General features: G+C 69.9%; 14 protein-coding genes. 7 read left to right on the top strand and 7 right to left on the bottom strand.

The window, feature by feature from the left end; translation table 11 throughout:
* Positions 1-81: 81 nt before the first annotated feature.
* From M3195_RS01630 to M3195_RS01620, 3 genes are all read right to left on the bottom strand, one after another.
* The gene (locus M3195_RS01630; protein WP_251584576.1) at positions 82-285 is read right to left on the bottom strand and encodes a helix-turn-helix domain-containing protein; all 204 of its coding nucleotides are present in this window, start codon (positions 283-285) and stop codon (positions 82-84) included.
* Complete coding sequence (locus M3195_RS01625) at positions 285-773, bottom strand: DUF2975 domain-containing protein (protein ID WP_251584574.1); 489 nt, start codon at positions 771-773, stop codon at positions 285-287. The genes M3195_RS01630 and M3195_RS01625 overlap by 1 nt, the downstream gene beginning before the upstream one ends.
* 215 nt (positions 774-988) lie before the next feature.
* Positions 989-2,212: an MFS transporter gene (locus M3195_RS01620; protein WP_251584572.1), complete on the bottom strand. Its 1,224-nt coding sequence runs from the start codon at positions 2,210-2,212 to the stop codon at positions 989-991.
* Between the two features lie 81 nt (positions 2,213-2,293).
* Between M3195_RS01620 and M3195_RS01615 the strand changes: the two genes are divergently transcribed.
* Entirely contained in the window at positions 2,294-2,599 is a 306-nt protein-coding gene (locus M3195_RS01615; protein WP_251584570.1) for an ArsR/SmtB family transcription factor, read from the top strand.
* A 194-nt stretch (positions 2,600-2,793) separates the two neighbouring features.
* Here M3195_RS01615 and M3195_RS01610 read toward each other — a convergent pair whose 3' ends face one another.
* The gene (locus tag M3195_RS01610) at positions 2,794-3,552 is read right to left on the bottom strand and encodes an SDR family NAD(P)-dependent oxidoreductase (RefSeq protein ID WP_251584568.1); all 759 of its coding nucleotides are present in this window, start codon (positions 3,550-3,552) and stop codon (positions 2,794-2,796) included.
* 1 nt (position 3,553) lies between these two features.
* Complete coding sequence (locus M3195_RS01605; protein ID WP_251585319.1) at positions 3,554-3,826, bottom strand: helix-turn-helix domain-containing protein; 273 nt, start codon at positions 3,824-3,826, stop codon at positions 3,554-3,556.
* Between the two features lie 68 nt (positions 3,827-3,894).
* Here M3195_RS01605 and map point away from each other — a divergent pair, with 68 nt between their 5' ends.
* Positions 3,895-4,665, top strand: a complete 771-nt coding sequence (gene map, locus M3195_RS01600) for a type I methionyl aminopeptidase (RefSeq protein WP_251584566.1) — start codon at positions 3,895-3,897, stop codon at positions 4,663-4,665.
* Positions 4,666-4,687: 22 nt separating this feature from the next.
* Here the strand turns inward: map and M3195_RS01595 are convergent, their stop codons facing one another.
* Positions 4,688-6,253, bottom strand: a complete 1,566-nt coding sequence (locus M3195_RS01595; RefSeq protein ID WP_251584564.1) for a glycosyltransferase family 2 protein — start codon at positions 6,251-6,253, stop codon at positions 4,688-4,690.
* A gap of 314 nt (positions 6,254-6,567) precedes the next feature.
* On the opposite strand from M3195_RS01595, the gene M3195_RS01590 reads away from it, so the two are divergent.
* The 3 genes from M3195_RS01590 (at position 6,568) to M3195_RS01580 (ending at position 11,050) form a co-directional block, all read left to right on the top strand.
* Positions 6,568-7,191, top strand: a complete 624-nt coding sequence (locus M3195_RS01590) for a PadR family transcriptional regulator (RefSeq protein ID WP_251584562.1) — start codon at positions 6,568-6,570, stop codon at positions 7,189-7,191.
* 23 nt (positions 7,192-7,214) lie between these two features.
* Positions 7,215-8,903 carry an ABC1 kinase family protein gene (locus tag M3195_RS01585; RefSeq protein WP_251584560.1) on the top strand — a complete coding sequence of 563 codons (1,689 nt, stop codon included), beginning with the start codon at positions 7,215-7,217 and terminating at the stop codon, positions 8,901-8,903.
* A gap of 146 nt (positions 8,904-9,049) precedes the next feature.
* The gene (locus M3195_RS01580) at positions 9,050-11,050 is read left to right on the top strand and encodes a BCCT family transporter (protein WP_251584558.1); all 2,001 of its coding nucleotides are present in this window, start codon (positions 9,050-9,052) and stop codon (positions 11,048-11,050) included.
* 100 nt (positions 11,051-11,150) lie between these two features.
* Here the strand turns inward: M3195_RS01580 and M3195_RS01575 are convergent, their stop codons facing one another.
* A complete protein-coding gene (locus tag M3195_RS01575; protein WP_251584556.1) occupies positions 11,151-12,734 on the bottom strand; it encodes an SDR family oxidoreductase in 1,584 nt (527 codons plus the stop codon).
* A gap of 93 nt (positions 12,735-12,827) precedes the next feature.
* Between M3195_RS01575 and M3195_RS01570 the strand changes: the two genes are divergently transcribed.
* Together M3195_RS01570 and M3195_RS01565 are read left to right on the top strand one after the other, a co-directional pair.
* Positions 12,828-13,085, top strand: coding sequence for a hypothetical protein (locus tag M3195_RS01570; protein ID WP_251584555.1), 258 nt, complete (start codon positions 12,828-12,830; stop codon positions 13,083-13,085).
* A 45-nt stretch (positions 13,086-13,130) separates the two neighbouring features.
* A complete protein-coding gene (locus M3195_RS01565) occupies positions 13,131-13,304 on the top strand; it encodes a CsbD family protein (RefSeq protein WP_251584553.1) in 174 nt (57 codons plus the stop codon).
* Positions 13,305-13,395 lie beyond the last annotated feature (91 nt).

The raw sequence follows: 13,395 nt of genomic DNA, 5'->3' as shown, positions 1-13,395 counted from the left end.
TCGGCGTTTTCGCCTTCGCTCGGCCGCATGCGCGGGAGGTGGCCGAGCGAACGGCATCCGACCGCGGGAACGAACCCGCGGTCAGGGTTCCCAGCGCAGCAAGTCTCCGGGTTGGCACTCGAGCACCTCGCACAGCGCGTCGAGCGTCGTGAAGCGCACCGCCTTCGCGCGGCCGTTCTTCAGCACGGCCAGGTTCGTGGGGGTGATGCCGATGCGGTCGGCGAGCTCGCCGACGCTCATCTTGCGCCGGGCCATCATCACGTCGATGTCGACCACAACGGGCATCAGATCACCTCGTTGTCGAGCTCGGACCGCAGTGAGCGCGCCTCGACGTCACGGTCGATCGCCTGTCGCAGCAGCGCCTTCATCACGACGACGAGCAGCGCCATGCCGCACAGCACCAGTCCGGCGCCTCCGATCAACGCGACGATCCCCGGCGCAGCATCGCCCGGGGCCAGCGCCGCCGAGAACGTGAACGTCAGCGCCGCCGCGACGAGGATCGCCCCGATGATCACGTCGACCAATCGGAACGAGGATGCCGAGAAGATCGACCCTTTGCGGACTCTGGTCAGCAGCATCCAGACGCAGACGCCGAAAACCTGCATCGTCCCGACGCCCAGCACGATGAGGCCGACGATCACGATGCGCCCCCACAGCTCCTCGGCCGCGAGGTCGAGCCACAGCATCGGCGCCACGAGCGCCTGCACGGCGACCGACCCCACCAGCGCGATGGCGATCAGCACCCTCAGTACGGCGATCGTCGCTCGACCCATGACACACCCTCTCGTCGAAGAACAATAGGAATCTATCGTTAATCGTTCGATGAGGCAAGGCGGTGGATGCCGGGGCGCCGCCGTTGTGGCATCCCTCGCACCCGCATTGCAGGACTTCGCGCGTCACGAAGGAGATTCCGGGGCGGAAGCTCCTGCACTGCGTGAGATCTCCTGCGGTGCGCGCGCGGGCGCGGGGGATGCCGCGCCGCAACCCCCTACGCCGCCCGGCGCACGCGCAGTACGAGCGCGGTCACGGCGAGGGCGATGACGACGGCGCCGTACCCGACGCACACCGCTCCCAGACCGAAGACGCCGACGAGCATACCGGCGACGACCGCGGGAACGGCGAACGCGAGGTAGGCGAGCACGTAGATCACGGCGAACGCGTCGGCACGCTCGGTTGCGGGGATGCGCGGAGCCAACGATGCGACCACGCCCGAGAAGGCGGTGCCGAATCCCATGCCGGTGACGGCCGTGACCGCGAGGTAGAAGGGCAGCGATCCGACGGCCAGCGCCACGAGCGACAGCGCCGTGCCGACCGTGAGCGCAGCCGTGCCGAAGATCACTGAGGTGCGGGCCGAACGATGGCGGAACGTGAACGCCGTGATCGCGCCGACTCCCGCGAGCATCGCGACCGAGAGTCCCTGCCACGTGTGCGCCTCGCCGCCGAGCTCGCTGCGCACGATGGTCGCGCCGAGCGAGAGGAAGAGCCCGCCGGTGGCCCAGCCCGCGATGATCGCCGGCGCTCCGCGCCAGAAGTCGCCGCGCACGGCCGACGGCACCGACAGCCGGAACCGCAGCGACGCCCACGCGCCCGCCCGCAGAGGTGCGGTTTCCGGCGCCACGAAGAACAGCGCGGCGAGGGTGACGTAGACCACCGTGAGCGGAGCGAACACGTCGAGCAGAGCGGCCCGCGTGAGGTCGAGGGCGATGCCCGCGAGCAGGGCGCCCAGCGCGAGTCCGATGCCGGGGCTGAGCGCGTTCCACAGCGCGGCGGTCCGAGCCCGTCCGCGCGGCGCGAGGTCGAGGGCGGCCGCGGAGAGCGTCGAGATGAGCACGCCGCTCGCGGCTCCCTGCAGGATGCGGGCGAGCATGAGCGTCACGACCGTGTCCGCATGCCAGAACAGCAGCATGCTTGCGGCGAGCAGCAGGAATCCGCCGATCGCGACAGGGCGCCGGCCGACGTGGTCTGACAGGGATCCGGCCGTGAGCAACGCGAGCAGCAGAGCGATCGCATACACCGCGAAGACGGCGCTGATGACGATCGCATCGAATCCGATCTCGGCCGCCAGCACGGGGTAGAACGGCGACGGCGCGCTCGCGCCGGTCATCATCGCGATCTGCGCGACGATCGCGAGGGCGAACCCGAAGCGGTGGCGGCGGATGCGCGGTGCGGCATCGGCATCCATCGTGGAGGTGACGATCGGCGCGGTGGTCATGAGGCTCCTGTTCGGTTCGAGAATCATCGAACCTTCGCGAGCGTACTCGCCCTCGCGCCATTGTTCAACTATTCTCGAACCATGCCAGGTGACCTGCCGCATCCCGAGCGCTCCGACATCCAGCTCACGGACGTGCTCTTCGCGCTCAGCGACCCCGAGCGCCTCGCCATCGCGCGTCAGCTCGCCGACGGCCCGCTCGACATGGCCGCCTGCCACGCCACCGATCCGAACCTGCCGAAGTCGACCAAGTCGCACTTCATGAAGGTGCTGCGCGAAGCGGGAGTGATCCGCAACGAGCCCAACGGACGGCGACGGGTGCTGACGCTGCGCCGTGACGATCTCGACGCCCTCTTCCCGGGACTCCTCGACTCCGTGCTGCGCGGCTGACGCGGCATCCGCTCGCGCACCTGCGACGCCGTGCGCGTGCGCTTCCCTCGGAGAAATGCGCTTACCGCGGCCGAATCCGGGCAAAGCAACCGAGGGAAGCGCACAAAGCCGAGGGAAGCGCACAAAGCCGAGGGAAGCGCACAAAGCCGAGGGAAGCGCACAAAGCCGAGGCAAGCGCTCGCACAACACCCACCTCAGCGGAAGTACGACGCTCCGTTGAGATCGAGCACCGCACCCGACGCCCACACGGCCCCGGGTGACGTGAGATAGGCCACGGCTTCGGCGACCTCCTCGGGAGTGCCCACCCGATCGAACGGGCTCTGCCCGCGGATGCCGTCGCCGCCGGCCCCCTCGAGCTTCGGCGCCTGCCGCTCGGTGGCGATCATTCCCGGGGCGACCGAGGTCACGGCGATGCCATGCGGCGCGAGCACGAGCGCGAGCGACTGGCCGAGCGCCTGCAGTCCCGCCTTCGTCGCGGCATAGGCCGGGTGGTCGGCCTCGCCCCGGAACGCCCCGCGCGACCCGACGTTCACGATCGCGCCGCCGCTGCCCTGCGCGATCATGTGCTGCGCGACGAGCATCGTCACGTTCGAGGCACCGACGAGGTTCACCGCGACCATCGACGACCACGCGCGCTGCCAGTCCGCGAACGACGCGGAGTCGACGCGGTGCTCGTTCGCGGCGCTCGGCGCCACCGCGGCGTTGTTCACCAGAATGCTGAGCGACCCGAGTGCCGCGATCGCGGCATCCACCACGCTCCGCGCGCCCGCGGGGTCGCCGAGGTCTCCGCCGACGATCGCGTGGCCCGAGCCGTCGAGCGACGCGAGGGTCTGCTCGGCGGCGGCGCGATCCGCGCCGTAGTGCACGACCACGCGGTCGCCGCGGCGTGCGAACTCCTGCGCCACGGCGCGACCGATTCCGCGCGACGCGCCGGTGACGAGGGCGTTCGCCATGTCAGGAGGCGACCCGACTGCGGGTGTCGCGCGCCGGCTCGATCTCGGTCCACACCGCGTCGAGTGACAGATGCAGCACCCCGGCGATGGCGGCGATCGTCGAGAACGCCGGCGTGGCCACGCGACCCGACTCGATCTTGCGCAGCGTCTCGGGCGAGACGCCGGCGTCGAGGGCGACGCTCAGCATCGACCGCTCGCCGCGCGCACGACGCAGCAGGGCGCCGAGGCGCTCGCCGCGCTCGACCTCGGCGGCGCTCAGGGGGAGGCGGACCATCATGCACCCATAGTAATACCGGGATAGTATTACCGGGATAGTTATCGGGACAACGGACGGCACGGCACATGATCGAGATCCTCAATCGCGACCAGCTCGAGCGGGCGCGCGACACCGGCGCGCTCGTCGGCGGCATCCTGCAGACCCTCGAAGAGCGCACCGCTGTCGGGGTGAACCTGCTCGACCTCGACCGCTGGACCAAGGAGCTGATCGAGGATGCCGGAGCGGAGTCCTGCTACGTCGACTACGCCCCCTCGTTCGGCCGCGGACCCTTCGGACACTACGTCTGCACCGCCGTGAACGATGCGGTCCTGCATGGAATGCCGCACGACCGCGTCCTCGCGGACGGCGACCTCCTGACGCTCGACCTCGCCGTGAAGCTCCGCGGTATCGCGGCCGACGCAGCGATCAGCTTCGTGGTCGGCGAGCGCGCGGCATCCGAGGATCTCGCTCTCATCGACGCGACCGAGCGGGCGCTCGCCGCTGGGATCGCTGCGGCCGGGCCCGACGCGCGGATCGGCGATCTCTCGCACGCGATCGGCTCGGTGCTGACTGACGCCGGGTACGCGGTGAACCTCGAGTTCGGCGGCCACGGGATCGGGTCGACCATGCATCAGGATCCGCATGTCGCGAACGACGGACGCCCCGGTCGCGGCTACCGACTGCGCCCCGGCTTGCTGCTCGCGCTGGAACCCTGGGTCATGGCCGACACCGATGAGCTCGTCGTCGACGCCGACGGCTGGACCCTGCGCAGCGCCACCGGCTGCCGCACCGCCCACACCGAGCACACCATCGCGATCACCGACGACGGCGCCGAGGTGCTGACGCGCGCCCGCTGACCCGGCCGGAACAGGCGCCTCCTCAGCGCCTGTGCGCGCGGCTGCGCATCCGGCGCACCGCCCGACCGGCCAGATCCTTGAACCGGCCCCCGGGCCAGACCCGACGCAGCTCGACCGCGCCGCCGCGAGCCGCGACCGGAGTGCAGGTGCGTCCGGCGAGGAGCGGCGAGCGCCCCGCGCCGGCCAGCGTCGCGGCATCCGAGGTCAGGGGTACGTCGAACGTCCAGCCCGCGCGGCGGACCTTGGCGATGATCCGCGCCTCGCGGGACTCGTCGTCGGGTCCGAACACGCGCAGCGGGTCGATCGCGATCGTCGTGGTCGACCGCTTGCGCAGCGATGCGCTCGCCAGGTGCCTGACCGAGCTGCCCTCGCCGGGAAGCACGAGCTCGATCCGGTCGTTGCGCAGTTCTCGTCCTGCCTCGAGCAGTCCGGTCGGCAGCCCGTCCATCGGCACGGGCAGCGACGTGAGCGTGCCGCCGTCGTCGAACACGAGCGCGTCCTGGCCGTCACGGGTGATCGCGACCCGCAGTCCGAGGCTCAGCCCGCCGCCGCGCGACCAGGATGCCGAGGTCACCGCGACCCGGCACTCCATCTCCTTCTCGAACCGCGCGAACGCCACCAGATCGGCCCGTCGATCGGCGCGCAGCAGCGCTGCGCGGATCCGCTGTGGGAAGGCGAGCCCCGCGTCGACGCCCGGTCCGAACCGGCGCTGCACGATCGGCACCACGGCGTCGAGCAGCCGGGTGCGGTACTCGGCGGGGTATCCGACCATCCGCTTGCCCGCCACCCGCTTGAGGATCTTGCCGCGGAACCAGTGCCGCAGCAGGCGGTCGCGCAGGCGCCCCGGCTCGGTGTACCGCTCGACCAGATCGAGCACGGCCTCGAGGTGGGGGAAGTACGATTCCGGGTCGATCCGTGACGAGCTCGCGCTGCCCGAGCGCTTCACCCAGGCGTAGCAGGGCACGCTTCCGAGGATCGAGATCGTGCGCGCCTCGAAGTACGCGCGCATCACGAAGAGGTGATCCTCGAGCCGCACCTTGCCGTCGGGGAAGCGCACCTGCTTCTCGCGCAGGAACGCCGTTCGGAACATCTTGTGCGGCGTGAGCATCTCGAGCAGCGGGTCCTCGCCGAGCTTCGCGTCCGGCACGTCCCGGCGGTAGATGCGGCGGGGCAGCGGGCGGCCGATCCCGACCTCCTTGCCCACGACGACGTCAGAGCCGTGCTCGTCGGCGTAGTCGCACAGGGCCTCGAGCGCTGACTCGAACAGCCAGTCGTCCTGATCGACGAACTGCACGTAGCGACCGCGCGCCGCGGCGACGCCCTCGTTGCGGGGGGTCCCGGGCCATCCGGAGTGCGGCAGGTACAGCACTCGCACGTGGGGCCGCGTGCTCTCGACCGTTGCCAGTCGCTCCCTGGTCTTCTCATCGGACCCGTCGTCGCACAGCAGCACCTCGAACCGCGAGCGGTCGAGGGTCTGCCGGTCGAGCGAGGCGATGAGCTCGTCGAACGCCTCGTTCGGATTGAACACGGGCACGACCACGCTCACGCGCACCGACTCGGCGGGAGGGGACTGGGGATCTTCGGACACTGTCGACATCGTGGAGCAGTCAATCAGTGTCACCTATGGACCCGCACGGGGGTTGCCACGATCGTCCTGACGTGCAGTCGGAACGTGCTGCCGCGACGCGCGCGTCCTAACGCTCAGTCGTGGCGTCCTGCAGGTCGGGTGCACGGATGCAGGGCGGTTCGGGCGCTGTGCGGCCTGCATCCGTGCGTCGGGCATGCAGGATGCCATGGGCTACGCCCCGTCTGGGACGTCGAAACTCCCACCCCGCACCCAGGGTTAACGATATATCGTTGAGTATCGCTCACCGGCTCCACCAACAGCACTGGGAGGTCATCATGAACAACGCATTCCCCTTCGGCACCGGCTCGAACAGCGGCGAGAACCCGCTTGGCGGCATCTTCGGATCCGGCGGACTCGGCAGCCCCAACGGCCCGGCCGGCGCGATCTTCGACGCGCTCGACCAGCTCCGCAAGTCGTTCGACCAGCAGCGTCCCAGCGGCGGCACGCGCATGGCGCGCGGCGACGTCCGCACCGCCGTGCTCTCGCTCCTCGCGGAGCGGCCCATGCACGGCTACCAGATCATCAGCGAGATCGCCGAGCGCAGCGGCGGATCGTGGAAGCCCAGCGCGGGATCCGTCTACCCGACGCTGCAGCTGCTCGCCGACGAGGGCCTGATCGAGGCCGACGAGCAGAACGGTCGCAAGACCTATTCGCTCACCGAAGCCGGTCGCGCCGTCGCCGCCGAGTCGACCGAGACGCCCGCGCCGTGGGTGTCCAGCTCCACCAAGGACGGCCACCGCAACGACCCGCGGTTCTCCGCGCTGCCGAAGGCCGGTGTCGACCTCGCGGCCGCCGCCGCCCAGGTCGGCCGCAGCGGCAGCCCCGAGCAGGTGCAGCAGGCCATCGACGTGCTCGACGAGGCCCGCCGTAGGCTGTACACGATCCTCGCTCAGGACTGAACGCGAACGAACGGGAACCATCGATGACGGATGCCGCGGCGCAGGGCGCCCATCGCGCCCGCTACCGCCGCATCGTGTCGTTCGCGGCCCGCGAGTTCATCGCGATCTGGTGGTTCGAACTCGTGCTCCCACGGTTCGGGCTCACCCGCATCGCCGAACGCACCCGCGGGCCGCGCATGCAGCGTTTCGCGCGACGGTTCCACGCACTCGCGGTCGACCTCGGCGGCTTGATGATCAAGGTCGGGCAGTTCATGTCGTCCCGCCTCGACGTGCTGCCGCCCGAGATCACGAAGGAGCTCGAGGGGCTCCAGGATGAGGTGCCGGCCGTCGCCTTCGCCGACATCCGGCGCGTGGCGGAGGCCGAGCTCGGCGCCCCGCTGAGCAGCGTCTTCGCCTGGTTCGACGAGACGCCCGTCGCCGCGGCATCCCTCGGTCAGGCGCATCGCGCACGGCTGTCGGATCAGGATGCCGCGGACACGGGCCTCTCCGACGTCGTCGTGAAGGTGCAGCGGCCGGGCATCGACGAGATCGTCGCGGTCGATCTCTCCGCCCTCCGCCGCGTCGCGCGGTGGGCGATGCGGGTGCGCTTCGTGTCGGACCGTGTCGACGCGCCAGCCCTCGTCGAGGAGTTCGCGGCGACGAGCTTCGAGGAGATCGACTACCTGCACGAGGCGGGCAGCGCCGAGCGCTTCCGCGAGAACTTCGCGGACGATCCGCGCATCGACGCCCCCGAGATCGTCTGGGAGCGGTCGACTCGCCGCGTGCTCACCCTCTCCGACGTCACGGCCATCAAGATCAACGACACGGTTGCTCTGCGCACGGCGGGCATCGACCCCTCCGCCGTCGCGGACGCGTTCGCCGAGGTCATGTTCGACCAGGTGTTCACGCACAGCTTCGTGCACGCCGACCCGCACCCCGGCAACATCTTCGTCACCCCGGACGCGTCGTTGCCGGCCGGCTTCCGACTCACGTTCATCGACTTCGGGATGATGGCCGAGGTGCCGGCAAACCTCCGCGCCGGTCTGCGCACGCTGCTCATCGCCGTGACCGCGCGCGACAGCCATGGGCTCGTCGCCGCCGCGCAGGAGATCGGCGTGCTGCTGCCGTCGGCCGACACGGGCGAGCTCGAACGAGCGCTCACCGCCCTGTTCGCCCGCTTCGGAGGCATGGGATTCGCTGAGCTCGCCAAGGTCGACCCGCGCGAGTTCGCCGACTTCGCGAACGAGTTCGGCGACATGGTGCGCTCGCTCCCGCTGCAGCTGCCCGAGAACATGCTGCTGCTCATCCGGGCGGTGTCGCTGACCTCGGGAATGTGCTCGAGCCTCGACCCCGACTTCAACGTGTGGGATGCCGCGGAGCCGTACGCCGGTCGACTCCTGCGCGAGGAGAGCAGCGGCCTCATGCGCGACATGGCCGACCAGGCGATGGAGACCGCCGCGATCACCTATCGACTGCCGAAGCGGATCGACGCGATCATCTCGCGCGTCGACGCGGGGACCGTGACCTTCGACACGTCGCGCCTGGAACGCCGCCTCGACCGGCTCGAGGGCATCGCCCGGCGCATCGGCTCGGGTGTGCTGTTCGCGGCGATGCTCGTCGGCGGGGCGCTGCTCGTGCCGTCGCTCGAGCCGCTCGGCATCACGCTGATCTGCGTGTCGGCGCTGCCGCTGCTGCACGCCGTCTTCGCGGGCGTGGGCCGCCGCTCCCGCTGACCTGTTCGGGGGTGAAACACTTCCGGAGAACGGAGAGACGACGGCATCCGCTCGGCGTGCCGGGCTGCGACTCGCCGCGGATCCCGCGGGTGGTCTGGGTTTTCCGAGACGAACCGCAGTATTCCGGCATGGGAGAATCGGGAGTCATGGACACTCCTGACGAGAAACCCCACTCGCGGACCGACGTTCAGAAGACCCACACCGGAACCCTGCGGCAGGCCGGGATGCAGGCGGGCAAGATCGTCCGCGACATCGCCGCTGTCCCGCCGCGCAGCGTGCACCCGGCCCTGGTGCCAGGCGTCTCGGTCGAGGAGACCGGCCGCACGTACCGCACCGACCCGCTGGTCTTCGGTGTCGCGGCATCCCTCACCATCGCGTTCATCGCGTGGGGCGTGTTCGCGGGCGACAACCTGGCGGGTACGACGTCGACCGTGCTCGCGTGGGTGGTCGAGTACTTCGGCTTCTTCTTCACGACGATCGCCACCGTCATCCTCGTGTTCATGCTCTTCATCGGCTTCAGTCGCTACGGACGCATCCCGCTCGGTCGCGACGACGAGGAGCCCGAGTTCTCGATGTTCTCGTGGATCTCGATGCTGTTCGCCGCAGGCATGGGCATCGGCCTCGTCTTCTGGGGCGCCGCCGAACCGCTGACGTTCTTCGAGAGCCCGCCGCCGGGCACGGTCGAGGCGAACACACTCGAGGCGATGCACACGGCTCAGGCGCAGGTGCTCTACCACTGGGGTCCGCAGGCATGGGCCTTCTACGCGCTCGTCGGCGGCGCGATCGCGTACGGAGCTTTCCGCCGCGGCCGCACTCCGCTGATCTCGTCGATCTTCGCTCCGCTGCTCGGAGAGGGCCGCACCACCGGACCGCTCGGCCGCACGATCGACATCTTCTCGATCATCGTGACGCTGTTCGGCACCGCGGCGTCGCTGGGCCTCGGAGCCCTCCAGATCGGCCACGGCGTCGAGATCGTCACGGGAGCCGGCCCGCTGGGCAACGGCATCCTCATCGCGGTCATCGCCGTGCTCACCGCGTGCTTCATCGCCTCCGCCGTCTCGGGCGTGAGCAAGGGCATCCAGGCGCTGTCGAACATCAACGCGGTCGCGGCCCTCGTGCTCGCGTTCTTCGTGTTCTTCGTCGGCCCCACCCTGCTGATCCTCAACGTCATCCCGTCGGTGGCCGTGCAGTTCCTCGGCGACCTGCCGCAGATGATCGCGCGCTCGGCATCCCAGGGCGATGAGGCGCAGATGTTCCTCTCCAGCTGGACGATCTTCTACTGGGCGTGGTGGATCTCGTGGTCGCCCTTCGTGGGCATGTTCATCGCGAAGATCTCTCGCGGCCGCACGCTGCGCCAGTTCGTCTCGGTCGTCATCGTCGTGCCCGCCGCGATCTCGCTCATCTGGTTCGCGATCTTCGGCACCACGGCCATCCAGCAGCAGATGGACGGCGCCGGCCTCACGGTCGACCCGCCGGAGGAGGTGCTGTTCGGCGTGCTCGAGAACCTCCCGTTCCCGCTGATCACCAGCATCCTGCTGATCCTGCTGATCTCGATCTTCTTCATCACCGGAGCCGACTCGGCATCCCTCGTGATGGGCACGCTGTCACAGCAGGGCCGCCCCGACCCGGCGCGCTGGGTCGCGGTCGTCTGGGGTGTGCTCGTCGGAGTCATCGCCGCCGTGCTGCTCGTCAGCGGCGAGGAGGGGAGCGGTCTGCGCTCGCTGCAGAACGTGACGATCATCGCGGCGCTGCCGTTCGCGGTGATCATGGCGTTCATGATGGTCGCGTTCATGAAGGATCTGCGGCGTGACCCCATGATCCTGCGCGAGCGCTATGCGCGGATGGCCGTGCGGCACAGCGTCATGGCCGGGCTCGAGGAGTACGGCGACGACTTCGCGCTCGTCCCCGTCGAGTACGACCACTCGGAGGACGATCTCGCCTGGATCGACGAGGCGGAGGTCGACGACAGCCTCGCCGAGGTCTACGCGACGGCCACCGAGGCGATCGACGTCATCCCGGATGCGGAGACGGATGCCGGGGCGGATGCTGCGGCATCCCCTGCCCCGACCGATCCGCCCGCGGCGCTCGCGGAGGACACGGCCGAGTCGGTCGACGAGTCCGGCGGCGCCGCCCCCACCGAGCGCTAGCCGCGCCGGTCTCCGGACGAGAGATCAGAAACGCCGCGGACGGATGCCGTTCCGCGGCGTTTCTGATCTTTCGACAGCCGCGGCGCCCCGGCCGGCCGCGTCAGTGCCCGGGCGCGACGGTCTCGACCGGCTTCTCCGCGGCGGCCGTGATGCGCGCCGCCATGCCGGCGAAGATGAACCCGTGGAAGGGCAGCACGGCGAACCAGTACAGGCGGCCGGCGAGTCCGCGGGGGAAGAACACGGCCCGTTGCTCGTAGCGCGCGCCGGTGCCGTCGGGCAGTGCGCGCAGCTCGAGCCACGCCTCGCCGGGCACCTTCATCTCGGCCCGCAGCCGCAGGAGCCCGCCGCTCGCGTCCGACGCCTCGGTGTCGCGCCCCGGCTCCTCGACGGCCTCCACGCGCCAGAAGTCGATCGCGTCGCCGACCCGCGCTGCGGCCTTGTTCCGTCGTCCTCGGCGCAGGCCGACACCGCCGACGAGGCGGTCCATCCAGCCGCGCACGGCCCAGAGGAACGGCGACGAGTACCACCCGTTCTCTCCGCCGATGCCGATGATCACGCGCCACAGGCCGTCGACCGGGGCGCTCGTCTTCAGCGATCGCGCATCCGTGAAGACCATGCGCCCCGCCCATTCGGGGTCACTCGGCAGGGGATCGCTCGGCGCGCCGGAGACCTCGGAGTCCTGCCAGCTCGTCTCGATCGCATCCGCGTTCACGCGCCCGAGGGCCGCCCGCACGGCCTGACGGTACGGCGTGAGTCCACCCTCGGGGCGGGGGATGAGGTCGTCGACGGCGCGGTCCTTGACGATGCACTCGTTCTGCAGCGACGCCACGAGCGGCCGGGCGATCGAGCGCGGCACGGGGGTGACGAGGTTCACCCAGTGCGAGGCAAGGCCGGGAGTCAGCACCGGCAGCGCGGCGATCGCGCGCTGGGGGAGGCCCGCCTCGACGGCATAGCCGTTCATCATCTGGCCGTAACGCAGCACGTCGGGTCCGCCGATGTCGACGGCGCGGTTCACGTCGTCGTCGACGCGGGCGGCGCCGAGCAGGTAGTGCAGCACGTCGCGCACCGCGATCGGCTGGATGCGGTTGCGCACCCACTTCGGCGCCGGCATATACGGCAGCACCTCGGTCAGGTGGCGGATCATCTCGAACGACGCCGACCCGGAGCCGATCACGACACCGGCCTGCAGCACCAGCGTCGGGACGCCCGACCGCAGGAAGATCTCGCCCACATGCACTCGGGACCGCAGGTGCGCCGAGAGCTTCACGTCGTCGGGATGCAGTCCGCCGAGGTACACGATGCGACGCACGCCGGCGGCCGCCGCGGCATCCGCCACCGTCTGCGCTGCGCGCTCATCGCTCTCCTCGAAGCCCTTGCCCGCCGACATCGAGTGGATCAGGTAGTACACGACGTCGACGTCGCGCATGGCCTCGCGGACGGCATCCTCGTCATCGGCGGATCCTTCGACGATCTCGGAGTCGGATCCCCAGGGGAAGGATGCCGCGCGCGCCGCGTCGCGCGCCAGAATGCGCACGCGGTAGCCGGCGTTCAGGAGTCGCGGGGTGAGACGCCCGCCGATGTATCCGGTGGCTCCGAGGACCAGCGCTCGGGGCATTGATCCGTCTTCGCGCAGGACGGCGCGCAGCGCTTCTTCGTGGCCGGTGGGCTGGGTGAGCTCCGTCATGCTTCCGAGGGTATGCCGAGGATGCCGAAAGATCACTAGGCTTCCAAATCACTAGTTCATCTAGTAACCTGCCATCGAAGGTAGGTGATGGATATGTCCGGAGCAGCGAATTCCCCCGCTCGCGTCGATACGGCCCCACATGACGCGACGTCGACGCTCACGGATGCGGCCAGCCTCGCGCCGCTCCCCGCCAGCGAGGCCGTGGGACGCGTGATCGGGATCGATCGCGCGTCCCTCGTCTCCGCTCGCCCGCCGCGCGAGATCCTCGGCGCGGCAGGGCTCATGGTGCTCGTCGCCGCGGCATCCGCGCCGCTGATGACCGTCATCGTCACACAGCTTCTGCAGCAGTGAACTGCAGGCCGCAGGCCACCGTTGGAAGAGAGAAGGGAAGCCCTCATGGGACTCGATGACAAGATCAAGAACGCCGCGCAGGACATCTCCGGCAAGGCAAAGGAAGCGGTCGGCAAGCTGACCGACAACGAGAAGCTCGAGGCCGAGGGCAAGGCCGACCAGGTCAAGGCCGATGCCAAGAAGGCCGGCGAGAACGTCAAGGACGCCTTCAAGAACTGAGGCGGACGCACAGTGCGGGGAGGCGGCGCGAGCCGCCTCCCCGTCTGCTTTTTCCGCGCGTGATGGGCGCGCGGGCCCGGGGGAGAACGAG

The sequence above is a fragment of the Microbacterium hydrocarbonoxydans genome, from assembly GCF_023715885.1.
Classification (GTDB): domain Bacteria; phylum Actinomycetota; class Actinomycetes; order Actinomycetales; family Microbacteriaceae; genus Microbacterium; species Microbacterium hydrocarbonoxydans_C.
The sequence above is the reverse complement of the archived record's forward strand: the minus strand, read 5'-3'. Positions and strand labels throughout refer to the sequence as shown.

Bases quoted from the DNA above. Each gene is read 5' to 3' on its own strand.
- M3195_RS01580 (WP_251584558.1), top strand. From the start codon at position 9,050: ATGGACACTCCTGACGAGAAACCCCACTCGCGGACCGACGTTCAGAAG.
- M3195_RS01585 (WP_251584560.1), top strand. From the start codon at position 7,215: ATGACGGATGCCGCGGCGCAGGGCGCCCATCGCGCCCGCTACCGCCGC.
- M3195_RS01620 (WP_251584572.1), bottom strand. From the start codon at position 2,212: ATGACCACCGCGCCGATCGTCACCTCCACGATGGATGCCGATGCCGCA.
- M3195_RS01605 (WP_251585319.1), bottom strand. From the start codon at position 3,826: ATGGTCCGCCTCCCCCTGAGCGCCGCCGAGGTCGAGCGCGGCGAGCGC.
- M3195_RS01615 (WP_251584570.1), top strand. From the start codon at position 2,294: ATGCCAGGTGACCTGCCGCATCCCGAGCGCTCCGACATCCAGCTCACG.
- M3195_RS01630 (WP_251584576.1), bottom strand. From the start codon at position 285: ATGCCCGTTGTGGTCGACATCGACGTGATGATGGCCCGGCGCAAGATG.
- map (WP_251584566.1), top strand. From the start codon at position 3,895: ATGATCGAGATCCTCAATCGCGACCAGCTCGAGCGGGCGCGCGACACC.
- M3195_RS01565 (WP_251584553.1), top strand. From the start codon at position 13,131: ATGGGACTCGATGACAAGATCAAGAACGCCGCGCAGGACATCTCCGGC.
- M3195_RS01590 (WP_251584562.1), top strand. From the start codon at position 6,568: ATGAACAACGCATTCCCCTTCGGCACCGGCTCGAACAGCGGCGAGAAC.
- M3195_RS01625 (WP_251584574.1), bottom strand. From the start codon at position 773: ATGGGTCGAGCGACGATCGCCGTACTGAGGGTGCTGATCGCCATCGCG.
- M3195_RS01610 (WP_251584568.1), bottom strand. From the start codon at position 3,552: ATGGCGAACGCCCTCGTCACCGGCGCGTCGCGCGGAATCGGTCGCGCC.
- M3195_RS01575 (WP_251584556.1), bottom strand. From the start codon at position 12,734: ATGACGGAGCTCACCCAGCCCACCGGCCACGAAGAAGCGCTGCGCGCC.
- M3195_RS01570 (WP_251584555.1), top strand. From the start codon at position 12,828: ATGTCCGGAGCAGCGAATTCCCCCGCTCGCGTCGATACGGCCCCACAT.